This is a genomic window from Methanoculleus chikugoensis (genome assembly GCF_900095385.1).
In the GTDB taxonomy this organism is placed as follows: Archaea; Halobacteriota; Methanomicrobia; order Methanomicrobiales; family Methanoculleaceae; genus Methanoculleus; species Methanoculleus chikugoensis_A.
Window position 1 is genome coordinate 62,431 of the sequence record NZ_FMID01000024.1, and the last position, 26,244, is coordinate 88,674.

Below are 26,244 nucleotides of genomic sequence, written 5' to 3' on the forward strand. Positions count from 1 at the left end.
GACGCGGGGTATCAAAAATGCCACCCCGGTGCGGATGCAGAAGGATCCGGGGGTGCGCTGCAAGGAAGTCATACCTGTTCCGGCCGGATTCCTGCCGGCGGTTCCCTTCCCGATCGGTGCCCGGGACAGAGTGCATAATACCGGTGAATCAAATACATTATCTTTGATGAGGCAGAATACCATAAAGAAACGCGGAGTGTTGGTGTTCTTGTGGTGAAGGATTGCTCCACCGATACGGTAGCACGGGCCGTCAGGGAATACGAAGGCGTCACCCGGAAGAGGGAGATCGGGGATATGATCCGGTCTCTCCGGATAGAGAGCCCCGATATTGTCGCTTCCTTCGGTGAGGATGCCGCGGTCATCCGGCATAATGCAGAGGACGCGTTGCTTCTTGCGGCGGACGGTATCTGGAGCAGGTTGATGGAGGCGGACCCGTTCTGGGCGGGGTACTGCGCTGTGCTCGTGAACGTTCACGACATCGCCGCCATGGGCGGAAGGCCGGTTGCGATGGTCGATATCCTCTCCGTTACGGACGACCGGATCCGCGATGAGGTGACCCGGGGTATGGTCGCAGCATCCGCACAGTTCGGCGTCCCGATCGTGGGGGGGCACCTCCACCCGGAGACGCCCTACAGCGTTGTGGACGTGGCGATCCTCGGGACGGCCAGGATGGATCAGCTCATCTTCTCGAACACGGCAGAGGAGGGGGATGTGGCCGTCGCGGCGATTGACCTCGACGGCCGGGTGCACCCGGCGTGCTGCTTCAACTGGGACTCGGTCACGATGAAGTCGGCGGAGACGGTGCGGGCCCAGATCCGGGTGATGGAGGATCTCGGAAAAGAGCGCCTGGTGACGGCCGGCAAGGACATCAGCAACCCGGGCGTCATCGGAACCCTCGGTATGCTCCTTGAGGTGAGCGGGAAGGGCGCGGTGATCGACCTCGAAGCGATACCCCGGCCGGATCTCTCGGCGATCGACCTCTCCTTCGAGCAGTGGGTGCGCATGTATCCCGGCATGGGGTTCATCCTGACCGTCAATCCGGCGAACGTGGAGGAGGTCCGCCGCCGGTTTGCCGACGTCGGAATCACCGCCGCTGCCATCGGGGAGGTTAACGGGACCGGGAGGCTCTCCGTCAGGTACCTGGGCCGGGAGACGCAGGTCTTCGATCTCGACCGGAACGGTATCATGGGGATCTTTTCGGACGGAGGGGCATGCCGGTAACGGTCGGTCTTGGTGCGGCGTCTCCCGACGCGAAGATCCTCTCGACCGTCCGGGCGGTCGGCCGGGAGGTCGATCTCATCCTTTTTTCCCCGCCGGGAACCACCGGAACGTTCGGTGATGCGGTTACGGTCGTCGAGGCCGCGGAACCACAGATTGCCCTCATCGAAGCCCTCTATGCCGGCAGGATCGATGCCGCCGTCAGGGGCACTCTCCCTGCATCATCCACCCTGAAAGCCCTCAAGCAGGCTGCAGGCGTCGATCACCTGGAACGGATTGCCCTCCTCGAGACCGCCGACGGGCATCTCTTCCTCCTCGCCCCGGTCGGGGTCGACGAGGGCTGGACGGTCGAGGAGAAGGTGCGGTTCGCCAGAATCGGTCGGGATATCGCCCGGAGTTTCGGGCTCCCCGAGGGGGTGGCGGTCCTCTCGGGAGGGCGGTTCGGGGATCTCGGCCGGCACCCGTCCGTCGACCGGACGATGGCGGATGCCGAGCTCGTCGCACGCCTGACCGGGGCGGAGCACACCGAGATCCTGATCGAGGAGGCGGCGGGAAGGCACGGGATGGTCGTGGCTCCCGACGGGATCTCCGGGAACCTGATCTTCCGCACGCTCACGTTCCTCGGAGCCGGGGCGGGGCATGGAGCTCCGGTGGTAAATATCGATAGAATTTTCGTGGATACGTCGCGCGCCTCTGCAGATTATACCAATGCAATAATTCTGGCGAAATCTCTGGTGCAATCGAAAAGTCCCCGATTATGCCTCTGATTATCAATTGGGGTTATCACGTCAGTTTTTTCAATCGGCACCGTTACCTGCCGGTTATCGGGATGCACTGTCCGGACATACCCTCAATGGTAAAGAGAAACGCAAATTCCCGAGATTAACCCGAAACGTTTAAATATTAACTGATACACCTCTTTTTAGAGGTGGAATGAGATTATGGCAGATCTACCTATTGCTGCGGTTGTACGTATCGCAAAGAAGAATGGTGCTGAGAGAGTCGGCAGCGACGCCGCTGCCGCACTGGTTACCAAGGCTGAGGCGTACATCGCCGAGCTGACCAAGGAAGCCAACAGGCTTGCCCAGCACGCGGGACGCAAGACGATCAAGGCGGAAGATGTCGACCTCGCGGTTAAGTCCGCGTAAATCGACCTTTTCTTTCCTTCTCTTTACCGGGGTTCTTATGGGCCCCTTTTCATATCCTGTTCCGGCAGCGTACATGCCGAACGCCTGGACGGTCTATCTTTCTCTCCGGGAGCGTGCCGGGTACTGCGTTTCGCTCCTGTGAATCCGGCAGACAGATCGCGGATGCCTGTCAGACGTTCATATCCGTGATTCCAGCCGGGTTGTCCCGGCATCCCGTGGGTTTTCACGTCTGCTCCGCCGGGCAGGTTTTACGGGCCGTTACAGCGCTCCCGGGCGAGGCGCTCCACTTTGAGACGCCGGGGTTTACCATCCTATCCTGCATCTATAGGTGTGGGCCGTCAGTTCGGGACCGCAGTTCACCGACCGGCACGACGCACCCCGTCTCCATCGCGTAAGGCCCTATCGATGGCCCCCCCTCTCCTGTCTCTACCCCACACGGATCTTCTCGTAGCCCCCGCCCCCCTTCCTGACAGAGCAAAACCGCGACCCTCACAGCCCCGCGAGAGCCAACAATCGGGTGCAACGCACCACTGACAAAAAATTACCGTTTCCGGGGCTCACAGCGTCCCCTTGGTGCTCGGAACGTCGCCTATCGAGGGATCGACCGCCACGGCCGCCCGGAGCGCCCGGGCGAACGCCTTGAACGCCGCCTCACAGACGTGATGGTCGTTCCTGCCCGAGACCGTGATGTGGGCGGTGATCCCGGCACGGTTGCAGAGGCTGTAGAAGAAGTGCTCGATGAGGTCACCGGGGATGCCGCCCGGGCCCACCGGGGAGAAGCCGCCCTCGAAGACGAGGTAGCCCCGGCCGCCGAGATCCAGCGCCACCCGGGCGAGCGCCTCGTCCATCGGGACGGCGGCGTCGGCGAACCGGGTGATCCCCTTTCCATCCCCGACCGCTTCGGCAAGAGCCGTCCCGAGGACGATCCCGATATCCTCGATGGTATGGTGAGCGTCCACGGCGAGGTCGCCGGTCGCGCGGATAGAGAGATCGAGCCGGCCGTGCCGGGCAAACGATGTCAGCATGTGGTCGAAGAACGGTATCCCGGTCTCGACGGTTCCTGCCCCGGTCCCGTCGAGGTCGAGGGAGAGCCTGATATCGGTCTCCCGTGTCGTGCGGTGGATCTCACTCGTTCGCATGCGCTGCCTCCATGGCCTCCGAGAGCCGTACCTTCCCGGCGTAGAGGGCGGACCCGAGGACCGCTCCTGCCGCTCCTGCCTCCCGGAGCGCCGCGACGTCCCCGGGACTCGATATCCCGCCCGAGACGACGACCGGAACCTTCACCCGGCGGAGGAGTTCCGTCACGGGTTCGATGGCGATCCCCTGCTGGAGCCCCTCTACGTCCACGTTCGTGTAGAGGAGGGACCCCGCGCCGAGGCTCTCGAACCGCTCCGCCCAGGCAAGGTAACTCCCGGCAGGGCGCTCCCATCCCTCGATCATCACCTCGCCGGCCCGGGCGTCGATGCCCGCCATCACCCGTTCGCCGCCGAACTCATCGGCAAGCGTCCGGACGATCTCCGGCTCCCGGACGGCCTGGGTCGAGACGATCACCCGGTCGACGCCGGCCTCAAGCCACCCCGCGGCATCCTCCACGCTCCTGATACCGCCGCCGAGTTCGACGAACGTCTCCGTCTCGCGGGTGAGCGCCCGGATCAGGTCGGCGTTTTTGCGCGCCCGGCCGAACGCCCCGTCGAGGTTGACGACGTGAAGGCCGTCCGCTCCCTGGTCAAGCCACCGGTGCGCCCAGGCGGCCGGATCGCCGTAGACCGTCGCCGCCTCCGGCCGCCCCTGCACCAGCTGCACGCACCGCCCGTCCAGGATATCGACTGCAGGATAGATCTCCATGTTCTCAGCGTATGATCCGTTCGATGGGCATGACTAATATGTCTTTTGCGCCGGCGCGCTTTAACTGATTGATCAACTGATAGACCCGTTCTTCTTTCACGACAGCGTGAACGGCAACCAGATTCTCGTCGGATGCCACGTCCATCACCGTCGGGCCGGAGAGGCCGGGCAGCACCTCCCGCACGTCCGCAAGAGCGTTCCGGTGGACGTTCATCATCAGGTAGCACTGTCCCTTCGCCCGGATGACGCTCTCGAGGGCGAGGACAATCTCGTCGATCTTCTCGCGCTTGGCCGTGAGCGAAGCGGGGTTCGCCACCAGAATGGTCGTGGAGGCGAGCACCTCGTCGACGACGCGGAGGTGGTTTGTCCGCAGCGTCGTCCCCGAGGAGGAGAGGTCGACGATGGCGTCGGCGATCCCGAGGTGCGGCGTCGCCTCGCATGCCCCGCCGACGGTCACGACCGTCACGGCAACCCCGTGCCCGGCGAAGAACGCGCGGGTGATCGCCGGGAACTCGGTCGCCACCTTTGCGCCTGCAAGGTCGGCGACGGTCTCGACGTCCGACTCCTCAGGCACGGCGACGACGAGCGTGGCCTTCCCGGTCTGCAGGTCGAGAACCTGTTCGACCGCGGAACCCCGCTCCATCACCATATCCTTCCCGGTAATCCCGAGATCGGCGACGCCGCTCGCCACGTACTCCGGTATGTCGATCGGGCGGGCGAAGAGGATCTCCACGTTCGGGTCGCGGGTCCGGGTGATGAGCCTCCGATCGCTCCCGCCTTCGGCCAGGTGGAGGCCGCTCTTCTCGATCAGTTCGTTGATGGGCCCGGCAATCCTTCCTTTGTTCGGGATGGCGAGACGAACGAGCCCGGGTCCGGGCACGGGCTGCCGGGGTGACGGTTTACTCATGGGTTAGAACAACTCCAAAAATGTTAGAAGGGTTAGAAGGTAGAGAGTTCTCCCCTGATAACCTTCTCGGTGATGGCGGGGGTCTTCTCCAGCCATTCGTCGATGATGCCCTCGACGTCGGGCTTTATGGACTTGATGTCGTAGCCGGGTTTCGTGAGGATCTGGGCGCTCGCCACGTGCGGCTGGTCGATTGGGTAGCCGATCTGGGAGAGCATGCGGACGTACATCTCCTCGATCCCGTCGACCTTCGCGACGCAGTCCTGCGCGACCTGGGTCGCGAGGAGGTTGTAGATCTTGCCGATGTGGTTGATCGGGTTCTTGCCGCTCGTCGCCTCCATGCTCATCGGGCGGTTCGGGGTGATCAGCCCGTTCGCGCGGTTGCCGCGGCCGACCGAGCCGTCGTCGCCCATCTCGGCGGAGGTGCCCGAGACCGTCAGGAAGACGCTGGCGGCCTCGAGGTCGTCGGCGGTGTTGATGGCGACGTTGACCGATCTTGCGGTGAACTGCTTTGCGACCGCCGCGATCTGCTCCGTCAGGAAGTTCTTCTGCTCGACGTACTCGGCGATGCTCGAGCAGTAGCGGTCCACGAACGCCATCGCGATCGTGAGAGTGATGGCGTCGCCGTCACGCAGGCACATGATCTTGCAGTCCTGGCCGATGACGGGATACTTCGGGCGGAGGGTGTCGTCGATGTATGCGGCGACGCCCCTGACAATGCTCTCCGCCTCGCTGAACGGTGCGTGCCCGACACCGAACGAGGTGTCGTTCGCCCGCGGGACTTTCCCCTCGCATGACCGGAAGACGTCCTGCAGGTCGGTCGAGCCCTTCCCCATCCGGCAGTCGACGATGATGTCGCGCTCCATGTTGAGGGTGGGGAGGATACTCTTGATGTAATCCCGTGCAGCCTCGACGGCGATCGCGTCCGCGGGGATGTTTATGCCGTTGAAGGTCTTTGTGGCCCGGCCCGATATGAGGAAGTAGATCGGCCTCGTGATCCGGCCGCCGCCGAACTTCGGGATCGACTCTCCCGCAACGACCTCGCCCTGGTCGGTGTTGTGGTGCAGGACGCTGCCGCACTCTTCCAGGTACGACCTGCTGAGCGCTCTGCTGATCGACTCCGCGATACCGTCCGCGAGACTGTCCGGGTGGCCGAGGCACTTCCTCTCCACCAGTTCTATCCGCTGCTTCTCGATCGGGATCTGGTCAAGCCCTTCTACGCTGATGTTTCTGGTCATCAAATCCACCGTAGTTCTAAAGTATGATAAGAGAAATGATTGCAATTCATATAACCATTTCTAACCGTCACTACGGAGGCGGATATCGGAACGGATGCTGATCTTGCATTGCCCGTCCCTGAAGATGCGCACCATGCCTCCGCTCTCGGAGACCGTGATGCCGATGACCGGGATCTCGTGGGTGATGGATGCGGTCGCGCGGTGCCGCCCCCCGAGACCCCCGGGGAGAGAGATGCCCCGCCCGGTGACGTCCAGGTAGCGGCCCGCCGCCCGCACCTCGCCGGTCTTATCGATGACGAAGACGCCGTCGAGCTGGGCGAACTCTTTGACGCTCTCCCAGTTGTCCCGGTTCTTGAGGTCCCGGAGTGTTCCGGGCTGCCCCTGGTAGGGGTTGAGGATCGCCTGGTGGGAGTGCCGGAAGATCTCCTCCGGGTCTCCTATGATGAACGCGGTGCCGATGGCTCTCCCTTCCCTCCCCTCGACCGCGATCTCGAGGGCGAGCGAGAGAGCCGCGTGGAGCACCTCGCGGGGGACGATGTCGGAGAAGTCTTTGAGGTTGATGAAGTTCTTCCCTTCCTCGATGTCGTAGAGGATGACGGCGTAGGGGAAGACGCCGACGACGAGGCCGGTCTCCAGGTTGCGCCGGAGGTAGAGGTGGACGGCGGCGTCGAGCATGTGCCGCTCGCTCACCTCCAGGATATCGTGCATGGTGAGGTCTTTCAAGACGTCGAGCTGGAGTTCCTGCACCCGGATGATCGGAATATCGGGCACCTTTGCGAGAACCGGGGCCGGTTCGATGAACGAGACGACCGCCCGCGCCCCGATCTTCTCCGCCACGTCGCAGGCGGTTGCGAGCATCAGGTCGCCGTTCATAAGACCTCGCGGATCAGCCCCGGTATCTCAGATGGACGGGATGCGACGGGGATGTTCTGGTCGCGGAGCCGCCTGACCTTGGATCGGGCGTCGCCCTCGCCTCCCTCGATGATCGCGCCCGCGTGCCCCATCCGTTTCTCGGGCGGGGCGCTCACGCCGGCGATGTAGGTGACGACGGGGAGATCGGTCGACCGGACGCCTTCCTCTTCGAGGTTGCCGCCCACCTCGCCGATGACGACGACGGCCTTCGTCTGCGGGTCTTCCTCGAACCGCGCGAGGACGTCCACGAACGTCTGGCCGATAACCGGGTCGCCGCCGATCCCGACGACCGTGCTCTGGCCGATGCCGGCGCGGGTGAGTTCGTCGACCACCTCGTAGGTGAGGGTGCCGCTCCGGGAGACGACACCGACGTTGCCGCGGGTGGCGAGGTGGGCCGGCATGATCCCGAGTTTGCACTCTCCCGGCGAGAGGAGGCCCGGGCAGTTCGGGCCGATGACCGTGCAGTCGTGGAGTTTCGCGTAGGCGATCGCCTTCATCGCGTCATGGACCGGGATGTGCTCGGTGATGACGACGGCAAGTTCGATCCCCGCGTGCGCCGCCTCCATGATTGCGTCGCCTGCAGCGCCGCCCGGCACGAAGATGACGCTCGCGGTCGCGTCGTGCTCGCGGAGCGCCTCGCGGACCGTGTTATAGACCGGGACGCCGTGAACCTCCCTCCCGGCCTTCCCGGGCGCAACCCCCGCGACGACGCCCCGTCCCCCGACTTCGCGGGCGTAGGCGTTCATCAGTTCCGTGTGAAACGTGCCCTGCTTGCCGGTGATGTTCTGGACGATCACGCCGAGATTTTTGTCTCCGTAGATCATTCTGCGACCTCCATCGCCGCTTTCACGGCAGCATCCATGCTCTCGAGCATCCGGTAGCCGCATCCGGCGAGCAGCCGCCGGCCTTCCTCCTCGTTCGTCCCGGCCATCCGGACGATGACCGTCGGTGCGACGCCGGCGGCGATGATCCCCTTCGCCACCTCGTCGCACCGGGTGATGCCCCCGAGGAGGTTGACGACGATCACGTTCACCCCGGGCATGCTCGCGACGAGTTTGACGGCGTGCATCACGCGTTCCTGGTCGGCGCCGCCCCCGACGTCGAGGAAGTTCGCCGCCCGGCCGTTGTAAAACTCGATCAGGTCGAGCGTCGACATCGTGAGCCCGGCGCCGTTGCCGATGACCCCGATGGTTCCGTCCAGTTCCACGTAGGAGAAGCCGTGCTTCTCGGCCTCGCGTTCGCGCTCCGAGAGATCGCGGTTGACGGTTATCCCCTGGCGGGCGAGGGCGTTGTCGTCGACGATCAGCTTCGCGTCCGCCGCGTAGACCCCCCGTGCCGTCGTCACGAGCGGGTTTATCTCTGCGAGCATGGCATCCTTCCCCTGGAATACGTGGTAGAGACTGTTGATGACGGGCGCGAGTTCCTTCGGCGCGCCGCCGAGGAGTTCCCGCATTAAAAACGGCGGGATGTCCGTAAGAAGCGGAGATACGAAGACTCTCCGCACGGCGGACTCGTCCTCTTCTGCCATCCTCTCGATCTCCACGCCGCCGGCGTCGGCGAAGAGCACCACCGGCTGTCTGCTCGACCGGTCGACGGCGATGCTCACGTAGTACTCGTGCTCGATGGGGAGCCGCTCCTCTGCGAGGATCTCCCTGACCGGGACGCCCTTGATCTCCCGGGAGAAGAGATCCCGGGCGGTCTCTACCGCCGTCTTTGTGTCAGCAAAAAGGACGCCGCCGGCCTTGCCGCGCCCGCCGACGTCCACCTGGGCTTTCAGGACCACGCCGTCGCCGAGGTCCGGCAGGTGTGCCGCGACCTCCGCCGGCGCCCGTATGACGACCCCTTTCGGGACCGGTATCCCGTACTCTGCAAAGACCCGTTTTGCTTCGTATTCCAGTAGTTTCATAGGTTCACGCTCGTTCTCCGAGTTCGAATCCCCGTTTTAGCGCTTTCAAGTTCAGTTCCTCGGTGCCTTTCGGGACGCTGTCGAGCACCGCACGCTCGATCGCCTCCCTGCTCACGACCCCGGTTGCGGTCACGAGAGCGCCCATCATCACGATGTTCGCGACGATCTCCCGGCCGAGGGTGCCTTTCGCCTCCGATGTCGCCGGGATCTCGTAGTAACGGCAGGTCGGCCGCGACCGGACGAGGTCGGCATCGATGAGCATGACCGCGTCCTCTCCGGCACGAATCCCGTACTTCTCGAACCCCTGCTGGGACATGATGACGTAGATGTCCGGCTCGGTCACTTCGGGGTAGAGGATCGGCGTATCATCGATCACCACCTGCCCCATCGAGGCCCCGCCCCGCGCCTCCGGGCCGTAGACCTGCGTCTGGACGGCGTATTTGTCGTCGTAGAGCGCCGCCGCCCGCCCGAGGATGACCGCGGAGAGGATGATCCCCTGTCCTCCGTATCCCGAGAACCGGATCTCGTGCCTCATCTCTGCACCCCCATCGCCGGCCGGTTCCGCCTGACCAGTTCCCCGACGGTGAAGGCCCCTTCGGGGATCGGCTTTCCTTCCGCGACCAGCCGATCACGCTTCGCGACGAGTATCGCGTGGCTCCGGAGATGCTCGATCATGGCCGAGACGCTCCGGAGCTTGTTATGGCGGCCGTAGTTGGTCGGGCACTGGGTTCTCGCCTCGATGAAGGAGAGCCCGGGTGTCTGCATCCCGGCGGCGACGGCCTTTGTGAGTTCCTTGACGTGGTAGGACGTCCATCGGGCGACGTAGTTCGCGCCGGCGGCGACCGCGAGTTCCGCGAGGTCGAAGGCCGGTTCGCTCGCCCCGTACGGCGTTGTCGACGATATGGCTCCCGGCGGGGTCGTCGGGCTCCCCTGCCCGCCGGTCATGCCGTAGATGTGGTTGTTCATGCAGATCACGGTCATGTCCACGTTCCGGCGGCAGGCGTGGATGAAGTGGTTCCCGCCGATGGCGGCAAGGTCGCCGTCTCCCGTGAAGACGACGACGTGCAGGTCCGGCCGCGCCATCTTCACGCCTGTCGCGAACGCGAGCGCCCGGCCGTGGGTGGTGTGGAGTGAGTCGGTGAGGATGTAGCCGGGAGCCCGGGAGGAGCACCCGATCCCGGAGACGAAGACCGTCTCATCCCGTTTCCAGCCCATCTCCTCGACCGCCGCGAGGGTGCAGTTGATGATCGTCCCGTTCCCGCACCCGGTGCAGTAGATGTGCGGCAGGCGGTCTTCCCGGAACCAGTCGGGCGCGATCATCGGTACACCTCCAGCACCCGCACGAGTTCGGCGGGGGTATGCAGTTCGCCGCCGATCTTCGGGATGGAGACGACCGGCTGGTCGACGTGGCGCTGGACTTCCCGCACCACCTGGCCCATGTTCAGTTCCGGCATCAGGAAGGTCTTGGCGTTCGGGAAGACCTTGAGGGCGAACTCCGGGAACGGCCAGACGATCCTGAGCCGGAGGTGCCCGATCGAGTCGTCGGGACGATCGCGCATCACCTGCTCCACCGTCCGCGACGGCGGGCCGTAGGTGACGAAGACCGTCTCGGCGTCGGGGTTTACAACCTCGTAGTCGGCGATCTCGCGGCGTGCCGACTCGACCTTCGCGACCAGCCGCCGCACAAGTTTATCGTGCGCCTCGGGATCGGTCGTGTCCGGGTAACCCCGCTCGTCGTGGGTGAGGCCGGTCACGTGGACGGCCCTCCCCGAGCCGAAGGGTGCGAACCCCGGGACGCCGTCGTCCCCTGCCTCGAAGGGGAGGCTCCCCTCCGCGAGGGGGCGGGGGCGTTCGACCTCGACCGCGTCGGGGATGGTCACCCGCTCGCGCATGTGGCCGACGATCTCGTCGGACATCAGGAATGTGGGGACCCGGTACCGGTCCGCGAGATCGAACGCTTTTGCGGTCAGGTCGAACATCTCCTGGACGGAGTTCGGGGTGAGCGCGATGGTGCTGTAGTCGCCGTGCGACCCGAACCGGCACTGGAGCATATCCCCCTGCGCCGCCCGCGTCGGCTGCCCGGTGCTCGGGCCGCCGCGCTGGATGTTGACGACGACGCACGGCGTCTCGGTCATGGCCGCGTAGCCGATGTTCTCCATCATCAGCGAGAACCCGGGCCCGCTCGTCGCGGTCATGGCCCTCGCCCCCGTCCAGGCGGCGCCGATGACCGCGGCGATGCTCGCGAGTTCGTCCTCCATGGAGATGAAGACCCCGCCGGCTTTCGGGAGTCTCCGGGCCATCGTCTCGGCGATCTCGGTCGACGGCGTGATCGGGTAGCCGCCGAAGAACCTGCACCCGGCGGCGAGCGCCCCCTCGGCGCACGCGGCGTTCCCCTGCATGAACTCGGTTCTGCTCAAAACTCCACCTCCACTTTGTGCGGTTCGAACGGCTTCTCTTCGACCCAGGAGATGGCCTGGTCGGGGCAGATCATGTGGCAGACCCCGCAGAGCATCCTGCCGTAGAGGGCCTGCAGCCTGCAGTTCGTACATCGTTCGGGGCGGTCGAGGACCGGGGCGACGATTCCCCGGCTGTTGAGTTCCGTTCCCTCCCGAAATATACCGTAGGGGCAGACCAGCACGCAGAGATTGCATCCTTTGCAGCGGCTTTCATCGATGACGAGTTTCATGAGACGGTATCCTGGTTAATATTGAATCGCTGGTGAAATTGTGTTTTCGCTTTCTCCCGTACTGCGCGAAAGAGATCGCCGCCGTGGGCGTCGATCCCGACCGTCAGCGGCAGGTTATCGGCCTCGATTATCCAGACAGCCTCGGCCATGCCGAGGTCTTCGAAATAGACGCCGGACAGGCGCATGCGGGCGGCGGCGAGCGCGGCGCACCCGCCCGTGAGCGCGAGGTAGACTCCGCGCCCCCGGAGTTGCTCGACCACCTCAGGCCCCATGCCGCCTTTGCCGACGAGGGCGCGGACGCCCGCGTCGATGAGGAATCCCGTGAGCCTGTTCATCCGGGCGGATGTCGTGGGGCCGGCGACGACGAGCCGGCCGTCCTGCACCACCGGGCCGCAGTGGTAGACCGCGGCGCCCTCCGGATCGAAGGGGATACCCTCCTCCATCATCCGCAGGTGAGCCTCGTCCCGGGCGGTGTAGATCGTCCCCGAGAGCATGACCGTATCGCCCGCCCGGAGGTCGAGCACCTCGTCGCCGAGCGGTGTCGTGAGGTTCACCGCTTCACCTCCACGGTCGCCCGGCGGCAGGCCCAGCACTGCACGTTCACCGCCACCGGGAGGGACGCGGTGTGGCAGCCGGCGCGCTTCACCTTCACCGCGAGCGCCGTCGTGTCGCCGCCGAGCCCCATTGGCCCGATCCCGAGGGCGTTGACTGCGTCGCAGAGTTCCTGCTCGTAGTCGTCCATGGTGTCGACCGGGAGGAGGAGCGCTTCCTTTGCAAGCGCGGCCGCCATATCGAACGTCCCGCCGATCCCGACGCCGAGGATCACGGGCGGGCAGGGTTTCCCTCCCGCAAGGAGCATCGTCTCGGCGACGAACCGGGGAATCTCCCCTGCCTGCGAGGGGAGGAGCATCCCGATCCTCGAGACGTTCTCCGAACCCGCGCCTTTCGGGAGAACCGTCACCGTGAGCCTCTCCCCGGGCGTCACGTGAACTGCGGGCATCCCCACACCGGTGTTGTCGTTGGTGTTCTCCCGGGTAAGGGGGTCGACGACGTTCGGACGGAGGGGGATCGCGGCCGTCGCTCTCTGCACCCCTTCCCTGACTCCCTCAAAGAGGGCGGGTGAGAACGGGACGTCGGGCGGAAGGGTGAGGTAGACCACCGGCACGCCGGTATCCTGGCAGATCGGCACCTGCCGCTCCTCTGCAAGCGCGATATTCTCGAGGATGTTGCCGAGTTCCCGGCGTGCGATCTCGTCCTTCTCGGCCGCGGCAGCCCTCCGGAGCGCCGCGAGCACATCGGGGGGCAGCCGGATCTCGGCCTCGGCGAGGCCTCTCTCTGTGGCGTCTGCCAGTGCGCTCGAAAGCGCCGGATCTGCCGGATTAACCATCATGTATACTGGTGGGAAGAGACTATAAATACCTATATTTCTCCCGGTAACGGATACGCCGCCTGCGGGGAGTTCCCCGGAAAAAAGATGGGAAGTGATGCGGGTTTATGCTACCGGTGCCCGCTCTTCGACGATCCTTGCGGGAGTCGGAAGTTTGTAGGTGCCGCGCTTGAGCGAGACCTTGGCCTTCTCGGCGTACTGGGGGGTCGTCCAGACGGAGAAGACCTTCTGGCCCTTCGCCACCCGCGCCGCGGTGCCGACGGCCTTCCCGAAGGCGAGTCGCATGCCTTCCGAGACACGGTCCGCACCTGCGCCGGTCGCCTGCTTGTTCTCGCGGAGAACGTGGTGCGGGAAGGTCCGGATCTTTAAGTGGTAGTTCCCTCTCCCGATCTCTTTCTGGAGTTGCCGGTTGATGCCGATACGAGCGGCCTCAAGGGCCGTGTGGCGTATCTGGCAGGTCTCCTCGGCGACGATGGAGAGCTCGACCGGGTAACTCTCGGTGAGGTTGCCCATATCGAACTGCACGATCTTGCTGCCCGGCACGCCGCCCATGTATTCCCTGCGTGTATATGCTTTCTTTGCGAGATTCCTGTACATCTTCGCTGGTTTTCGTACCATCGTTAAAAACTCCTGCCGATCTTTGAGTGCTTTATAAAATGGAGATGTCCTCTAATAAACCTTACTGGGTGTTTTCAGTCTCGTCGATCATCCGGAGCACCCTTCGCCGGACTTCCGCGAACTCTGCACTGGTGCGATCCCGCGGGTGCGGCCAGGGGATCTCGATGACCTCCCGGACGGAACCCGGCCTTGGGGAGAGGACGACGATCCTGGTGGCGAGGTAGACCGCTTCGTCGACGCTGTGGGTGACGAAGACGATCGCCTTCTTCGTCTGTTCCCAGAGGGAGAGGAGCTCTTTCTGCATCCTGTTCCGGGTCTGGGCGTCCAGCGCCCCGAACGGTTCGTCCATGAGGAGGACGTCGGGGTCGTTTGCGAGCGCTCGTGCAATCGCCACCCGCTGCCGCATCCCCCCGGAGAGTTCGTAGGGGTAGGCGTCCCGGAACTGGGAGAGGCCGACCATCTCGATGTAGTGGTCGGCCGTCCGCTGCCGCTCCTCTTTTGCGACGCCTTTCATCTCCAGGCCGAAGGCGACGTTGTCGATCACCCTCCGCCAGGGGAAGAGGGAGTACTCCTGAAAGACCATCCCGCGTTTCGGGTCCGGGCCGGTGACCGGGCGGCCGTCGACGGTCACGCTTCCGGTGGTCGCGGTCTCGAGTCCGGCGATGATCCGGAGAAGTGTCGTCTTCCCGCACCCCGACGGCCCGACCAGGCAGATGAACTCCGTATCGCCGATCTCCAGGTTGACGCCCTCGAGCGCCTGTGTCGCGGTGCCGTCCTCCTTCGGGAAGGCCTTGCCGAGGCTCGCGATCGAAACTCCGCCCATTCTAGGCCACCTCGCCCGCCCGCCACCGGAGGAGTTGTTTGTCCACGTAGTTCCTGAAGATGCGGTCGATGATGAGCCCCGTAAAGCCGAGGATCAGCATGTAGACGACGACATTGGGCATCTGGTGGAGGTAGTAGTTATGCCAGAGCTGGTACCCCAGGCCGTTGTTTGAGACGCCGAACATCTCGGCGGCCACGAGACACATCCATCCGACGCCCATGGCGATCCTGATTCCGGAGGCTATCCCCGGGATGGCGGCGGGAAGGGCGACATGGCGGATCAGTTCAAAGGAGGTGTCGCAGCCGAGCACCTTACCCGCCTCGACGAAGACCTTCGGGACGTCCCGGAACGCGGCGTAGGTCGCGGTCAGGATCGGGAAGAAGGCTCCCGCAAAGATGACGAAGCCCGCCGCCTGAGTGGTGAGCCCGAACCAGATGATGGCGAACGGGATCCACGCGAGCGGTGGGATGGGGCGGAGGATCTCGATGATCGGGTCGAGCAGGAAGTCCGCGACCCGGAACCATCCCATCAGGATCCCGATGGGGACGCCGAGGAGGAACGCCGCGATGAGCCCGATCCCGAAATGTTCGAGGCTGACCATGGCGTCGGCAAGGAGGGTGCCTGAGCCGAGGAGATTGACGAAAGCGGCGGCGACGTCGGTGACGCTCGGGAGGATGAAGGACCGCCCTACTATGTACTCGGCGATGATCTGCCAGATCACCGCCGCGATGACGAGCGCTGCGGCGCCGAGTAATCGTTTCTGTGTCTGTCGGTTCATGTCTATATTCCACTGCTCATGACGGGTGCCGGAGGGATCGTTAGCCGATCATCTCCGGAACCTTTTCTATTACTTCATCGGCATCGCCGTAAAAGATACTTTTGGAGAAGAAATGGAGAGGTCCCGGGTTATGCCCGGGCCTTCTCGTAGAACGAGAGGTCGAAGAGGTCGTCCTGGGTCAGGGGCTTGCTGATGTAGCCGAGCTCGTACTGGAGGTTCGTATACTCGACCACCGAGGTCGTGATGACGTTCGGGTCGGCGGTCCAGGTGCCGTCCCAGTCCCGGAAGGATGCCTTCACGGTCTCGACGTTCTGTCCGGTCTTTGCTGCATAGAGAGATGCAGCCTCGTCCTGGTGTTCGAGGTTGTACTCCGTCGCTCTGATGTGCGTCTTCACGATCTGCTCGACGATCTCGGGGTGCTCGCGGATCAGCGACCCGCTGGCAACGAGGACACAGCAGGCATGGTCCTTCATCATCTCGCCCGACTGCACCACGGTCCTCCCCGTGCCCTCCGCTGCGATGACGGACGGGGACGGGTGGGGCAGGAAGACGCCGTCGACCTGGCCGGCGGAGATGGCGGTGGTTGCGGCGCCGGGGTCCATGGCGACGATGGTGACGCTTGCGGGGTCGACGCCGTTCTCTTCAAGCCAGGATCGCAGGATAGTGTCCTGGATCGTTCCCGGTGGGAAGGTGGCGATCTTCTTGCCGACGAGGTCTGCAGGGCCCGTATAGGGAACTTCGTTCCTGAGCACCAGATCGGATCCTTGAGTCTGCACCGCTGCGATGATCTTCGCGTCGAGCCCGGTGCTCACGGCCGCGATGAACGGGGCGGCGCCGACGTAGGCGATATCAAGGTCCCCGGAGAGCATCGCCTGCATCTCGGGCGCGCCGGTGGGGAAGTTATAGTCGGTCACCTGTGTGATGCCGAAGGGTGCGAGGTCCTCCTGCCACCATCCCTTCTCCATCGCGGTCACGTGGGCGACCTGATGGGTGCTCGGTTGGTAGCCGATCCGCAGATGCGTCACGTCGCCGGTATTTGTTCCGGTGCATCCGCTTACAAATGTGAACGCCGCGACCAGGGCCACGGCCAGAAGAATTGCGGTTAGTGATCTCATGTCTCTCTCCATCCAATGGATATGTAGTCTTTACGCTATCGGTATATAGTATTGTCGAAAATCTAGGGATTTGTTATACTTTAGTATTAATTTTTGCTTTAGGTTTGTTCTTATGGGGGTGATCGGCTGCGGGGCGGAAGGGCGGTTGGGGATGGATTTCTTCTAGAGTGATTAGATGTGGGCGCCAGGGCGGCGGGGGGGATGTGTGAGCATCACGGCCTGACTATCAGAGTCCACTGTGGCGCTCGTTCTGATTGCAACTGCTCGAACATAGGAGTTGCCAACAATTCCGATGCACTGGACCGTGGGGGTATCGCATTGGGGGGAACGACTGCCGGAACGGCAGGAGTTCGAGATACCCGAAGGGTTTCGCTGTGGGGACAGGGGAGGGGGGATGCTCCCCCCTTCCCACCTGACGGTGGTCGAGCTCCGGTTCTACGAACCATCGCACTCCCCGTCAGCCCCACCCCCAGTGGCGATATCCGATGGAAAGCCGTGACCGGGGATGTGTAGTCGAAGGAAGGGTCAATGTCGATTAACTGTTCGAAGTGCGGTATGTCTCTGTGAAGCGAACTGGCATTGTGTTGATAGAAGCACGCCACTCCCACATCATCGTCTCCGTAACTTGCGGGCATGGGGAGCGTGGTTTTAATCTCTCCCCCGGTCAAACGGTACAGACAGGACTGTTGATATAATGCGTTCGGATCAGATTCGGCAGGGCCGTCTTGCCGGCGAGCGGTCGGGGGATCTCGAGCACTTTCTTGCATCGATGGACGCCGACCGCTGGATTGCAAGAGCGGATCTCCTCGTGGATATGGCGCACCTCCTCGGCCTCTCGCAGCAGGGGATCATCGACGAGGCTCCGGCACGGGCCCTGATGGCGGCGCTCCTCGATCTCTACGACAACGGCCTCCCGGAGGAGGCGTTCGACGAGCGGTTCGAGGACGTCCACGCGGGCAAGGAGGCCTACCTCATCGACCGGGTGGGCGAGGACTTCGGCGGCCGCCTCCACATGGGCCGGTCGCGGAACGACGAGGTTGCGACCTGCATCAGGATTCGGTTAAAAGAGGAGATCGCCGCCCTCGTACGGTCGCTCACCGATCTCAGGGCGACCCTGCTCGACGTCGCCGCCGGCCATACGGAGACAGTGATGCCGGGCTTCACCCACCTCCAGCACGCCCAGCCCACGACGCTGGCCCACTACCTCCTCGCCTACGAGCAGGCCTTCTCCCGCGATACCGCCCGGCTCCGTGAGGCGTATGCACGGGTGGACGTATCGCCGCTCGGTTCGGCGGCGTTCGCCTCGACCGGCTTCCCCCTCGACCGCGACTACACCGCCCGGCTCCTCGGGTTTGCCCGCCCGGCGCCGAACAGCATGGACGCGGTCGCAGCACGGGACTTTGCCGTCGAGGTGCTTGCCGATGCCTCTATCTGCATGGCGACGGCGAGCCGCCTCTGCGAGGAACTCGTCCTCTGGAGCACCGCGTTCGTCGGGTTTGTCCGGCTCGACGACGCCTACTGCTCCTCCTCCTCGATCATGCCCCAGAAGAAGAACCCGGACGTGGCGGAGATCATGCGGGCGAAGGCCGGATCGGTTGCCGGAGAACTTACAGCGGCGATCACGATCACGAAGGGTCTTCCCATGAGTTACAACCGCGACCTCCAGGAACTGACCCCGCACCTCTGGCGCGGCGTCGAAGCCGCCCGGCAGAGCATCCCGCTTCTCGCCGGGATGCTCGGGTCAGCGGCCTTCGATACCGGGCGGATGGCCGCCGAGGCGGACAGGGGCTTCTCCACCGCGACGGAACTCGCCGACGTCCTCGTCCGGGAGTACGGGCTCCCCTTCCGCACCGCCCACCGGATCGTCGGGCGGGCGGTCCGGCACGGATCGCTCGACCTCGCGACACTTGAGGGCGCCGCCCGTGAAGCGGCCGATCTCTCGGTCGTGGAACTCGGGCTGACCCAGGAGAAGATCGACGCCGTCCTCGACCCGCGTCACGCCGTCGCCGTGCGAAACATCGTCGGCGGCCCGGCGCCCGCGGCGGTTGCCGTTCAGATCGACGAGCAGAAAGAACTCCTCGCCCGGGACGCAGGCTGGGTGGAGGAGACGGAATCAGCACTAACGAACGCATTCGAAGACCTTATCCTTGAAGCACGGAGGTTTGCAGCATAATGGAGAGACTCGAGACCGGAGATCTGGTGCGGTACACAAACGGCGGTACCGCGCTCACCGGCACCTATATCGCCGAACGGGACGGGATGGCCGTCGTCAAACTGGAGAGCGGCTACAACATCGGGACGCCGTTTGAGAAGATCGCGTTCGTCGAGCGCCCGGCCCCGCAGCCGCCGGCAGGCGCGGGGGTCGTCGTCCAGAATCCCGACCTCCCGGAACTCGCCATCATCTCCACCGGCGGGACGATCGCGAGCAGGGTGGACTACCGGAGCGGCGCGGTGATGAGCCAGTTCTCGGCGAGCGATATCCTGCGGGCGATCCCGGAACTCGGGGATGTCGCCCGCTACCGCGACCGTCAGATTGCCAGCATTCTCTCCGAGAACATGCAGCCGGCGCTCTGGCGGGAACTTGCCCGTGCAGTCTACGACGAGATCCGGGCCGGCGTTGCCGGGGTGATCGTCACCCACGGCACCGACACGATGGCCTACTCGGCTGCAGCGGTCAGGTTCATGCTCAAGACGCCGGTACCGGTCGTCTTTGTCGGGTCGCAGCGGTCCGCCGATCGCCCGAGTTCCGACAACGCGATGAACACCCTCTGCAGCGCCGCCGTTGCCGCCGGCAACCTCGGCGAGGTGGCGGTGGTGATGCACGCGACGACGAACGACGACCGGTGTGCAATCCACCGGGCGACGAGAGTCCGTAAGATGCACACCTCCCGGCGCGATGCGTTCCAGAGCACAGGCATGGATCCGCTCGGTTACGTCGACTACCCCTCGCTCTCCGTCACCCTCTCGGACGAGGCGGTCCGGCGGGGCGCGGAGGAGCCCGAACTCCGCGATACGCTCGAGGAGCGGTGCGCCCTCATCCCCTTCTACCCCGGGATGCCTCCCGCGGTCCTCGACGTCTTCGAGGGTTACGCCGGCCTGGTTATATCGGGGACGGGGCTCGGGCACGTGGCGACCGGGTGGGTCCCGAAGCTCCGGGAGATGATCGAGGACGGAACGACTGTCGTCATGACGTCGCAGTGCCTGCACGGCCGGGTCTGCGACCGGGTCTACAACACGGGGAGAGATCTCCTCGCCGCCGGCGTCGTCGAGGGCGAGGATATGCTGCCTGAGGCGGCGCTCGTCAAACTGATGTGGGTGCTCGGAAACGAACCCGACCCCGAACGGGCGAGGACGCTGATAGAGACCGATCTCGCGGGCGAGATCCGGCGGAGGTCGGTATGATGGACTACGAGAAACTCGGCCTCAAAGCCGGCATCGAGATCCACCAGCAGCTCGACACCGCCGAGAAGCTCTTCTGCCGTTGCCCCACCTGCCTCCGGGAGACCGCGGAGCGAACCGGGGAGTTCCACCGCTATCTCCGGGCGACGGAGAGCGAGCTTGGCGAGATCGACCGGGCGGCGCGCGAGGAGATGAAACTCGTCCGGAAGTTCTGCTACTACACCTACGACACGGTCTGCCTGGTGGAGCACGACGAGGAGCCCCCGACCCCGATGAACCCCGAGGCGCTCGAGGTCTGCCTCACGATTGCAAAGATGCTCGGCATGACCCCGGCCGAGCAGGTCCACACGATGAGGAAACTCGTCATCGACGGCTCGAACACCAGCGGGTTCCAGCGGACGGCGCTCGTCGCGCTCTCCGGCGCCCTCCCCGGCGGGTGCCGCATCGAGACGATCTGCCTCGAGGAGGAGGCGGCGCAGCGGGTGGAGGACGAGACCTTCTCCCTCGACCGCCTTGGGATCCCGCTCGTCGAGATCACCACCGCCCCCTGCATGCACACCCCCGAAGCCGTCCAGCGGGTTGCCGGGCACATCGGGATGGTGCTCCGCTCCACCGGGAGGGTGAAGCGGGGCCTCGGGACGATCCGGCAGGACATCAACGTCTCCATCGCCGACGGCGCCCGGGTAGAGATCAAGGGCGTCCAGGAACTCGACCTGATCGCCGAGGTGGTGCGCCGCGAGGTCGAGCGGCAGGTCAATCTTCTTGCGATCCGTGACGCCCTCCGGGAGAGGGGCGCCCGGGTCGATCACACCGTCGTCGACGTCACTGCCCTCTTTGCCGGGACGAAATCCTCGATCCTGAAGAAGGCGAAAGCCGTCCTCGCCGTCCGGCTCTGCGGGTTCGCGGGCCTCGTCGGCCGGGAGATCCAGCCCGGCAGGCGTCTCGGGAGCGAGATGTCGGACTACGCGAAGAAGTGCGGGGTCGGCGGGATCTTCCACACCGACGAACTCCCCGCCTACGGCGTCACGGCAGAAGAGGTGGCGCGCCTGCGCGAGTTCGTCGGCGCCGCGGAGGAGGACTGCGTCGTCATCGTCGCGGCGGGAAGAGAGCGTGCCGGGTGTGCCGCCGAGCAGGTGATGATCCGCGCCGAGATGGCCCTCACGGGCGTCCCCGAGGAGACCCGGAAGATGCTCGAGGAGGGGAGTTCCGCCTATATGCGCCCGCTCCCGGGAGCCGCCCGGATGTACCCCGAGACCGACGTCTTTACGGTCACGATCGACGGGGACCTCTGGGAGAGGATCGAGATTCCCGAACTCCTCACCGACCGGGCTGAACGGTTCGTCCGGGAGTTCGAGCTCGACGAAGGGCTGGCACGGCAGGTCGCGTTCTCAGAACGGCTGCCGCTCTTCGAGAAAGCGGTCGCCGCCGGTGTCCGCCCCACCCTTGCTGCACGGACGCTGCTTGCCACCTGCCGGGAGCTCGCCCGCGACGGCGTCGAGGTCGCCCGGGTGAGCGAGGAGGAGATCCTTGCCCTTCTCTCGGCGGTCGAGGGCGGCCGGGCGGCGAAGGAGGCGATCCCCGACCTCCTCACCGAACTCGCGCGGACTGCCGGAGGTGCCGGGACTCCCGGCGAGCGGGTGGACGCGGCGATCGAGAAGATGGGGCCCGCCGTCTCGCAGGCGGACGTGGAGGAGATCGTGCGCCGTATCGTGGCCGAGCGCGAGGCGTTCGCCCGGGAGAAGGGTATGGGCGCGCTCGGCCCCCTGATGGGCGTCGTCATGCAGGAACTCCGCGGGAGCGTCGACGGGAAGGTCATCAGCGAGACCCTCCGACGCGAGATCCAGCGGTTACTCTCCTGATCCCCGGCCCGGGTCCGTCCCGGCCGGGTTACTTTTATCACCGGTTCCGTACATAAATATAAAGGAGTTTTATCATGGGAAAGACAGGCAGTGTCCAGTGGGCCCAGGTCAAGGGCGTTAAGGGGCAGATTCGGCTCGTCCCTGCAAGTGAAGGCGAAGTGAAGAAACCCGGCCCGAACCAGCGGTTCAAGCCTGCAGCGGCCATCCAGAAGCGGGCGAGCAGGGAAGGCCAGGACCAGCGCCGTGGCGGTCGCGGTGGACGCGGGGGACGCGGTGGCCGGGGCCGGGGAGCAGGCGGCCCGACGGTGGATGTGCGGGTGCGCCGCGGCATACGCCGCGCGAAGGTTTCGGCTCTCGGGACAAAGCAGAAATCGAGATAAGCCGTCTCCCTCTTCTCCTTCAATACTTTTTATACTTGAGAGTTCCAGTATGTGGTATGGATCTCAAATCCGCCATCAGGACCTATCAGTTTGCCGAACGGGCGAAGTCCGAACTGATTGTGGGGTCGCACCTGACGACAGCCCTGATCCAGTTTCCGCTCGCGGAAAAGCCCGGCGGAAAACGGATGCTTGTGATGGTGCTCCAGTCGATCCGCTCGGAACTCGATTTTGCGTATGGCGATACGGGACTTTCCGAGTTTAAGAAGGCCATCGATCACCTCAACGAGGCGATCAGCCTGACGGAGAGTATGGATCTCGGCGCCGCGTCGGAGCGGATAGGGAGGGCCGTCAGCGCCGCCACGACCGCAGCCCAGATGGCATGGGAGACGCTCAACGAGCATGAACTCCTCTGATCTCCTCCGCTTCCTGAGAGCACGGTCTTCTGTCCGGGAATACTCCGGGGAGCCGCTCGATCCGGAGGATATCGACTACATCCTCGCCTGCGCGAGTACGGCGCCGAGCGCCGGCAACCGCGAGGCATGGGACGTCGTCGTCGTCACCGACGACGATGTCAGGCTGGAACTCGCGTCGGCGGCCCTGGAGCAGGTGCACATCCGGGAGGCCCCGGCGGTCTTCGTGGTCTGTGCGAACTACGTCCGGTCGATGTCGCACTACGGGGAGCGGGGGATCCTCTATGCGCTCGAGGACGCGACGATCGCCTGCACCTACATGATGCTCGCCGCCCACGCCCGGGACCTGCACTCGTGCTGGACGGGGGCGTTCGAGGAGAGCGAGGTTCGCGATCTTCTCGGCCTTCCGCAGCATATCCGTCCCGTCGCGCTTCTCGCGGTCGGGAAGGGGAGGCCGCCGCTCGAACCTATGAAGCGGATGCCGGTGGACGAGCACGTGCACCGCGAGACCTGGTAGGATTACCATTCTTGGAGAGAATATGTCGGATTATTTGGTTACGCTCGAATCAGCGTGGATAATTAAAGACGTCAAGTCTATGGACGACGCCGTGAGCATCGCGATCAGCGAGGCCGGGAAGCGGCTCAACCCCTCGGCGAAGTTCGTGGAGATCGAGGCGGGGATGATCGCCTGCCCCTTCTGCGAGGGGGAGTTGAACACCGCGCTCGTGGTCGCCGGCACCGCCCTCGTCGGGCTCGTGCTGCAGATGAAGGTCTTCCGTGCGGAGTCCGAAGAGCATGCAGCCCGGATAGCGAAGTCGGTCGTCGGGAAGGCGCTGCACGACGTGCCGCTGAAGGTCCAGGAAGTGCAGGAGTTATGATCTCCGTCGTCGGGCATACCGCCATCGACCACCTCTTCCGGGTGCCGAAACTCCCCGGGCGGCACAACTCGACCTACATCACCGGTCACGAGATCTATTTCGGCGGCGGGGCGGCGAACATCGCGGCCGGGATTGCGATGCTCGGGGAGCGGTGCCGGCTGGTCTCCACGGTCGGCGGCGACTTCCCGGGCAGCGACTACGACCGGTGGCTGCACAGCCTCGAGATCGTGCAGGACTTCACCCAGGTGAAGGATGCCCGGACCGCAACCGCGTACGTCTTCACGGACGACGACGGCGACCAGGAGACCTTCTTTGAGTGGGGCGCTTCCGCCGCGTTCTCCCGTGCGGAGGCTCCCGCTCTCGACTTCGTCCACATGGCGACGGCCGACCCCGACTTCAACGTCCGGGTGGCCCAGAAGAGCAGGTTCGCCTCCTTCGACCCGGGGCAGGATCTCCTCTGCTACACCCCCGATCAGCTCGAGATCATCCTTGCGAACATCGATATCCTCTTCTCGAACAACCATGAGATGGACCGGATGTGCGATATGCTGGGGCTGGAGCGGACCGCACTCGTCGCGTCGATCCCGATGACGGTCACGACCCGGGGAGCGGAGGGGAGCATCCTCTGCATGGACGGCGAGGAGTACCACGTTCCGGCCGTCACGGTCGAGGCCGTCGACCCCACCGGTGCCGGTGACGGCTACCGTGCCGGGTTCCTCACGGCGTTCCGGAAGGGCTACGCTCCGCTCGACTGCTGCCGCGCGGGGGCGGTGGTCTCTTCCTTCGTCGTCGAGCGGCCGGGCACCCAGACGAACCTCCCCGACTGGGAGCGGATGCTTGCGCGGTACCGGAAGGTCTTTGGCGAGCCCGGCGAAATTATCATCTGAATTATGGGAAATACAGCGCTGATGGCCGGCATCTCTCTGCCGGCCGCCGTTTCCGGCCCGAGGATACCCGGAGGCGCCTGATGGAGTCCGGCCCCGACGTGCGTGTCGAGCGGCTCACCCGCTACATCTTCTCCGCTCCATCCTGGCCGCGGTCGCTTGCACTCATCGTCGTGCTCGGTTTCGTCATCGATGCTGCCACCTACCGGGTGGGGGACGAGTTGTTCCTGGTCGGCACCCTCGGGTTCTCGGTCCCGGCACTGGTCGCTTTCCTGCTGACGGTGCCGCTGGTGCGGGTCTTCGGCGGCTACATCACCTGGAACCGGTCGGCGCTCCTCGCCCTGGCCTGCACGGTTCTTGCAGTGATCCTGAGCCTTTCCCCGGTGCTTGTCTTTGGTCGTGCTCTCTTTCCCACGCTTTATGCGGTCGCGTTCGGCCTGGCCTTCGGCCTCCGGCTGCTGGTTCTCGCGGCCGTTGCCGACTACCGGATCAGCCGGATGGTCCTCCCCGCGTTCACCCAGAGCGTAGCCGCCATAGCGGTCGGGGCCTGGTTCTTCACCCCCGGTTTCGTCCCCTACGCCCTCCTGCTCCAGGCGGTCTTCGGGCTGGTCTTCGTCTTTCTGATCTGGCTGATCGAGCGGCCGCTGAAGCGGGCGTTCCAGATCAGCGGGCTCAACTTCCTCAACACCTTCATCGCCCACCTGACCGACGGGTCGAAGAACATGGAGGACTTCTTCCGCGAGATCGGCGAGGAGGTCTATGTGCCCCAGGTCTCGCTCTTCTTCTCCCGCGACGCCGGAAAAGACGTCCTCTTCACCGTCCCGAACGTCCACCCCGGCCCGATGGGGGACGTCGGCGGCGGGAACCTCCCCCGGATTCTCCACGACACGTTCCCCGAGGAGACGCTCGTCGCCCACGGCTGCGCCACCCACGACTTCAACCTGGTCTCGGAGAGCGAGATCGAGAAGATCGCCCGCGCCGTCGAGGCGTCCCGGGAAGGGCTCGCCTTCTCCGCCGTCGCGAGCCGCCCTGTCCGGGTCGAATCGGGCTCGGTCTCGATCCTCTGCCAGCGGTTCGGGGACGCCCTCCTGATGGTAAGCACCCGGTCGCCGGAGCGGACGGAGGATCTCGACTACTCGGTCGGGATGGCGATCATGGCCGAAGGACGGTGCGCCTTCTCTGAGGTCGCGTTCGTGGACGCTCACAACTGCATGACCAGCGTGGGCTCCCCGGTCCTCCCGGCGACGCGGATCGCGACGGAGTACATCGCCGCCGCACGCGAGGGGTTCCGGGTCGCGCGGGACCTGCCTCTTGAGTCCCTCGCGGTCGGGGTCTCGCACGTCCGGGTTCCGTTCACTCGCGAGCAGGGGTTCGGGTCGCTCGGGGTGCAGGCGCTGGTGACGGAGGTCGAGGGGAGGCGGGCGGCCTACGTCCTCGTGGACGGGAACAACGTGGCCCCGGGCGTCCGGGATCAACTGCGCGCGGTGGCGCTCGCCCACGTCGACGAGGCGGAGATCATGACGACCGATACGCACACGGTAAACACGATCACCGGGAAGAACCCGGTCGGCTACGTGGTGCCGGCGAAGGCGATCATCCCCTACATCGAGCAGGCAGTCCGCGAAGCGGTCGCCGATCTCGCGCCGGCCCGCGTGGGGGCGGCGACGGCATCGTGCGAGGGGGTCGTCGTCTTCGGGTCGCAGCGGGTCTCACAGCTCGCGAGCACCGTGAACGCAATGCTCGCGTTCATCGCCCCGCTGAGTTTCATGATCCTGATGCTCGCGTTCCTGCTCTCGATCTTTGCCTACATCATGCTGCAGTAAGATACCCGCCATCTTTTCTTTTGAAGCGCTCAA

29 protein-coding genes are annotated in these 26,244 nt (G+C 64.8%); 12 read left to right on the plus strand and 17 right to left on the minus strand.

The annotated features are described in order from the left end of the window. Positions 1-210 precede the first annotated feature (210 nt). From L21_RS04865 to L21_RS04875, 3 genes are all read left to right on the plus strand, one after another. On the plus strand, positions 211-1,221 hold the full coding sequence (locus L21_RS04865) for a methanogenesis marker 2 protein (RefSeq protein WP_074369372.1): 1,011 nt from the start codon (positions 211-213) through the stop codon (positions 1,219-1,221). Continuing rightward, positions 1,212-1,985, plus strand: coding sequence for a methanogenesis marker protein Mmp4/MtxX (mtxX, locus tag L21_RS04870; protein WP_074369373.1), 774 nt, complete (start codon positions 1,212-1,214; stop codon positions 1,983-1,985). Before L21_RS04865 ends, mtxX begins: the two co-directional genes overlap by 10 nt. A gap of 174 nt (positions 1,986-2,159) precedes the next feature. After that, complete coding sequence (locus L21_RS04875; RefSeq protein ID WP_011843678.1) at positions 2,160-2,366, plus strand: histone family protein; 207 nt, start codon at positions 2,160-2,162, stop codon at positions 2,364-2,366. Positions 2,367-2,923: 557 nt separating this feature from the next. On the opposite strand, the gene hisB is transcribed toward L21_RS04875, so the two are convergent. The 17 genes from hisB to L21_RS04960 form a co-directional block, all read right to left on the minus strand. Further along, positions 2,924-3,505: an imidazoleglycerol-phosphate dehydratase HisB gene (gene hisB / locus L21_RS04880; protein ID WP_074369374.1), complete on the minus strand. Its 582-nt coding sequence runs from the start codon at positions 3,503-3,505 to the stop codon at positions 2,924-2,926. Beyond that, positions 3,492-4,211 (minus strand): 1-(5-phosphoribosyl)-5-[(5-phosphoribosylamino)methylideneamino]imidazole-4-carboxamide isomerase, encoded by a 720-nt coding sequence (hisA, locus tag L21_RS04885; protein ID WP_074369375.1) that lies wholly within the window; start codon positions 4,209-4,211, stop codon positions 3,492-3,494. The genes hisB and hisA overlap by 14 nt, the downstream gene beginning before the upstream one ends. A gap of 4 nt (positions 4,212-4,215) precedes the next feature. Next, complete coding sequence (hisG, locus tag L21_RS04890) at positions 4,216-5,118, minus strand: ATP phosphoribosyltransferase (RefSeq protein ID WP_074369376.1); 903 nt, start codon at positions 5,116-5,118, stop codon at positions 4,216-4,218. 32 nt (positions 5,119-5,150) lie between these two features. Then, positions 5,151-6,353, minus strand: coding sequence for a methionine adenosyltransferase (locus tag L21_RS04895; protein ID WP_074369377.1), 1,203 nt, complete (start codon positions 6,351-6,353; stop codon positions 5,151-5,153). Positions 6,354-6,413: 60 nt separating this feature from the next. Then, positions 6,414-7,226: a DNA integrity scanning protein DisA nucleotide-binding domain protein gene (locus L21_RS04900; RefSeq protein WP_074369378.1), complete on the minus strand. Its 813-nt coding sequence runs from the start codon at positions 7,224-7,226 to the stop codon at positions 6,414-6,416. After that, positions 7,223-8,089 (minus strand): succinate--CoA ligase subunit alpha, encoded by an 867-nt coding sequence (sucD, locus tag L21_RS04905; RefSeq protein WP_074369379.1) that lies wholly within the window; start codon positions 8,087-8,089, stop codon positions 7,223-7,225. The genes L21_RS04900 and sucD overlap by 4 nt, the downstream gene beginning before the upstream one ends. Continuing rightward, positions 8,086-9,171 carry a succinate--CoA ligase subunit beta gene (locus L21_RS04910; protein ID WP_074369380.1) on the minus strand — a complete coding sequence of 362 codons (1,086 nt, stop codon included), beginning with the start codon at positions 9,169-9,171 and terminating at the stop codon, positions 8,086-8,088. The genes sucD and L21_RS04910 overlap by 4 nt, the downstream gene beginning before the upstream one ends. A 4-nt stretch (positions 9,172-9,175) precedes the next feature. Further along, complete coding sequence (locus tag L21_RS04915; RefSeq protein WP_074369381.1) at positions 9,176-9,706, minus strand: 2-oxoacid:ferredoxin oxidoreductase subunit gamma; 531 nt, start codon at positions 9,704-9,706, stop codon at positions 9,176-9,178. Then, positions 9,703-10,491, minus strand: a complete 789-nt coding sequence (locus L21_RS04920; RefSeq protein ID WP_074369382.1) for a thiamine pyrophosphate-dependent enzyme — start codon at positions 10,489-10,491, stop codon at positions 9,703-9,705. Before L21_RS04920 ends, L21_RS04915 begins: the two co-directional genes overlap by 4 nt. After that, positions 10,488-11,588 carry a 2-oxoacid:acceptor oxidoreductase subunit alpha gene (locus L21_RS04925; RefSeq protein WP_256712354.1) on the minus strand — a complete coding sequence of 367 codons (1,101 nt, stop codon included), beginning with the start codon at positions 11,586-11,588 and terminating at the stop codon, positions 10,488-10,490. Before L21_RS04925 ends, L21_RS04920 begins: the two co-directional genes overlap by 4 nt. Continuing rightward, positions 11,585-11,857, minus strand: coding sequence for a 4Fe-4S dicluster domain-containing protein (locus tag L21_RS04930; RefSeq protein ID WP_048185666.1), 273 nt, complete (start codon positions 11,855-11,857; stop codon positions 11,585-11,587). Before L21_RS04930 ends, L21_RS04925 begins: the two co-directional genes overlap by 4 nt. Continuing rightward, positions 11,854-12,411 (minus strand): FumA C-terminus/TtdB family hydratase beta subunit, encoded by a 558-nt coding sequence (locus L21_RS04935; RefSeq protein WP_074369384.1) that lies wholly within the window; start codon positions 12,409-12,411, stop codon positions 11,854-11,856. Before L21_RS04935 ends, L21_RS04930 begins: the two co-directional genes overlap by 4 nt. Further along, positions 12,408-13,247: a fumarate hydratase gene (locus L21_RS04940; protein WP_074369385.1), complete on the minus strand. Its 840-nt coding sequence runs from the start codon at positions 13,245-13,247 to the stop codon at positions 12,408-12,410. Before L21_RS04940 ends, L21_RS04935 begins: the two co-directional genes overlap by 4 nt. 102 nt (positions 13,248-13,349) lie before the next feature. After that, entirely contained in the window at positions 13,350-13,862 is a 513-nt protein-coding gene (locus tag L21_RS04945; RefSeq protein WP_074369386.1) for a 50S ribosomal protein L16, read from the minus strand. Between the two features lie 61 nt (positions 13,863-13,923). After that, on the minus strand, positions 13,924-14,685 hold the full coding sequence (locus L21_RS04950) for an ABC transporter ATP-binding protein (RefSeq protein ID WP_074369387.1): 762 nt from the start codon (positions 14,683-14,685) through the stop codon (positions 13,924-13,926). Between the two features lies 1 nt (position 14,686). Further along, positions 14,687-15,463 carry an ABC transporter permease gene (locus L21_RS04955; RefSeq protein ID WP_074369388.1) on the minus strand — a complete coding sequence of 259 codons (777 nt, stop codon included), beginning with the start codon at positions 15,461-15,463 and terminating at the stop codon, positions 14,687-14,689. Between the two features lie 128 nt (positions 15,464-15,591). Next, a complete protein-coding gene (locus L21_RS04960) occupies positions 15,592-16,578 on the minus strand; it encodes an ABC transporter substrate-binding protein (protein WP_074369440.1) in 987 nt (328 codons plus the stop codon). Positions 16,579-17,272: 694 nt separating this feature from the next. Between L21_RS04960 and argH the strand changes: the two genes are divergently transcribed. The 9 genes from argH (at position 17,273) to L21_RS05005 (ending at position 26,211) form a co-directional block, all read left to right on the plus strand. Continuing rightward, positions 17,273-18,751 (plus strand): argininosuccinate lyase, encoded by a 1,479-nt coding sequence (gene argH, locus L21_RS04965; protein WP_074369389.1) that lies wholly within the window; start codon positions 17,273-17,275, stop codon positions 18,749-18,751. Next, positions 18,751-19,980 carry a Glu-tRNA(Gln) amidotransferase subunit GatD gene (gene gatD, locus L21_RS04970; protein WP_074369390.1) on the plus strand — a complete coding sequence of 410 codons (1,230 nt, stop codon included), beginning with the start codon at positions 18,751-18,753 and terminating at the stop codon, positions 19,978-19,980. Before argH ends, gatD begins: the two co-directional genes overlap by 1 nt. Further along, positions 19,980-21,836, plus strand: coding sequence for a Glu-tRNA(Gln) amidotransferase subunit GatE (gene gatE, locus L21_RS04975; protein WP_074369441.1), 1,857 nt, complete (start codon positions 19,980-19,982; stop codon positions 21,834-21,836). The genes gatD and gatE overlap by 1 nt, the downstream gene beginning before the upstream one ends. 74 nt (positions 21,837-21,910) lie before the next feature. Further along, positions 21,911-22,216 (plus strand): DUF5350 domain-containing protein, encoded by a 306-nt coding sequence (locus L21_RS04980; RefSeq protein WP_074369391.1) that lies wholly within the window; start codon positions 21,911-21,913, stop codon positions 22,214-22,216. 56 nt (positions 22,217-22,272) lie between these two features. Next, positions 22,273-22,629 carry a hypothetical protein gene (locus tag L21_RS04985; RefSeq protein WP_074369392.1) on the plus strand — a complete coding sequence of 119 codons (357 nt, stop codon included), beginning with the start codon at positions 22,273-22,275 and terminating at the stop codon, positions 22,627-22,629. Beyond that, positions 22,616-23,143 carry a nitroreductase family protein gene (locus L21_RS04990; RefSeq protein ID WP_074369393.1) on the plus strand — a complete coding sequence of 176 codons (528 nt, stop codon included), beginning with the start codon at positions 22,616-22,618 and terminating at the stop codon, positions 23,141-23,143. The genes L21_RS04985 and L21_RS04990 overlap by 14 nt, the downstream gene beginning before the upstream one ends. Before the next feature lie 22 nt (positions 23,144-23,165). Continuing rightward, a complete protein-coding gene (locus L21_RS04995) occupies positions 23,166-23,504 on the plus strand; it encodes a DUF555 domain-containing protein (protein ID WP_074369394.1) in 339 nt (112 codons plus the stop codon). Next, complete coding sequence (locus L21_RS05000) at positions 23,501-24,391, plus strand: carbohydrate kinase family protein (protein ID WP_074369395.1); 891 nt, start codon at positions 23,501-23,503, stop codon at positions 24,389-24,391. Before L21_RS04995 ends, L21_RS05000 begins: the two co-directional genes overlap by 4 nt. 80 nt (positions 24,392-24,471) lie before the next feature. Continuing rightward, a complete protein-coding gene (locus tag L21_RS05005) occupies positions 24,472-26,211 on the plus strand; it encodes a DUF2070 family protein (protein ID WP_074369396.1) in 1,740 nt (579 codons plus the stop codon). Positions 26,212-26,244 lie beyond the last annotated feature (33 nt).

Excerpts from the sequence above, each read along its gene's own strand:
- L21_RS04930 (WP_048185666.1), bottom strand. The coding sequence starts at position 11,857 with ATGAAACTCGTCATCGATGAAAGCCGCTGCAAAGGATGCAATCTCTGC.
- L21_RS04990 (WP_074369393.1), top strand. The coding sequence starts at position 22,616 with ATGAACTCCTCTGATCTCCTCCGCTTCCTGAGAGCACGGTCTTCTGTC.
- L21_RS04945 (WP_074369386.1), bottom strand. The coding sequence starts at position 13,862 with ATGGTACGAAAACCAGCGAAGATGTACAGGAATCTCGCAAAGAAAGCA.
- sucD (WP_074369379.1), bottom strand. The coding sequence starts at position 8,089 with ATGATCTACGGAGACAAAAATCTCGGCGTGATCGTCCAGAACATCACC.
- L21_RS04910 (WP_074369380.1), bottom strand. The coding sequence starts at position 9,171 with ATGAAACTACTGGAATACGAAGCAAAACGGGTCTTTGCAGAGTACGGG.
- gatD (WP_074369390.1), top strand. The coding sequence starts at position 18,751 with ATGGAGAGACTCGAGACCGGAGATCTGGTGCGGTACACAAACGGCGGT.
- L21_RS04900 (WP_074369378.1), bottom strand. The coding sequence starts at position 7,226 with ATGAACGGCGACCTGATGCTCGCAACCGCCTGCGACGTGGCGGAGAAG.
- L21_RS04985 (WP_074369392.1), top strand. The coding sequence starts at position 22,273 with ATGGATCTCAAATCCGCCATCAGGACCTATCAGTTTGCCGAACGGGCG.
- mtxX (WP_074369373.1), top strand. The coding sequence starts at position 1,212 with ATGCCGGTAACGGTCGGTCTTGGTGCGGCGTCTCCCGACGCGAAGATC.
- hisA (WP_074369375.1), bottom strand. The coding sequence starts at position 4,211 with ATGGAGATCTATCCTGCAGTCGATATCCTGGACGGGCGGTGCGTGCAG.
- L21_RS04875 (WP_011843678.1), top strand. The coding sequence starts at position 2,160 with ATGGCAGATCTACCTATTGCTGCGGTTGTACGTATCGCAAAGAAGAAT.
- L21_RS05000 (WP_074369395.1), top strand. The coding sequence starts at position 23,501 with ATGATCTCCGTCGTCGGGCATACCGCCATCGACCACCTCTTCCGGGTG.
- argH (WP_074369389.1), top strand. The coding sequence starts at position 17,273 with ATGCGTTCGGATCAGATTCGGCAGGGCCGTCTTGCCGGCGAGCGGTCG.
- L21_RS04915 (WP_074369381.1), bottom strand. The coding sequence starts at position 9,706 with ATGAGGCACGAGATCCGGTTCTCGGGATACGGAGGACAGGGGATCATC.
- L21_RS04960 (WP_074369440.1), bottom strand. The coding sequence starts at position 16,578 with ATGAGATCACTAACCGCAATTCTTCTGGCCGTGGCCCTGGTCGCGGCG.
- L21_RS04995 (WP_074369394.1), top strand. The coding sequence starts at position 23,166 with ATGTCGGATTATTTGGTTACGCTCGAATCAGCGTGGATAATTAAAGAC.
- L21_RS04955 (WP_074369388.1), bottom strand. The coding sequence starts at position 15,463 with ATGAACCGACAGACACAGAAACGATTACTCGGCGCCGCAGCGCTCGTC.
- hisB (WP_074369374.1), bottom strand. The coding sequence starts at position 3,505 with ATGCGAACGAGTGAGATCCACCGCACGACACGGGAGACCGATATCAGG.
- L21_RS04950 (WP_074369387.1), bottom strand. The coding sequence starts at position 14,685 with ATGGGCGGAGTTTCGATCGCGAGCCTCGGCAAGGCCTTCCCGAAGGAG.
- L21_RS05005 (WP_074369396.1), top strand. The coding sequence starts at position 24,472 with ATGGAGTCCGGCCCCGACGTGCGTGTCGAGCGGCTCACCCGCTACATC.
- hisG (WP_074369376.1), bottom strand. The coding sequence starts at position 5,118 with ATGAGTAAACCGTCACCCCGGCAGCCCGTGCCCGGACCCGGGCTCGTT.
- L21_RS04940 (WP_074369385.1), bottom strand. The coding sequence starts at position 13,247 with ATGATGGTTAATCCGGCAGATCCGGCGCTTTCGAGCGCACTGGCAGAC.
- gatE (WP_074369441.1), top strand. The coding sequence starts at position 19,980 with ATGGACTACGAGAAACTCGGCCTCAAAGCCGGCATCGAGATCCACCAG.
- L21_RS04920 (WP_074369382.1), bottom strand. The coding sequence starts at position 10,491 with ATGATCGCGCCCGACTGGTTCCGGGAAGACCGCCTGCCGCACATCTAC.
- L21_RS04895 (WP_074369377.1), bottom strand. The coding sequence starts at position 6,353 with ATGACCAGAAACATCAGCGTAGAAGGGCTTGACCAGATCCCGATCGAG.
- L21_RS04980 (WP_074369391.1), top strand. The coding sequence starts at position 21,911 with ATGGGAAAGACAGGCAGTGTCCAGTGGGCCCAGGTCAAGGGCGTTAAG.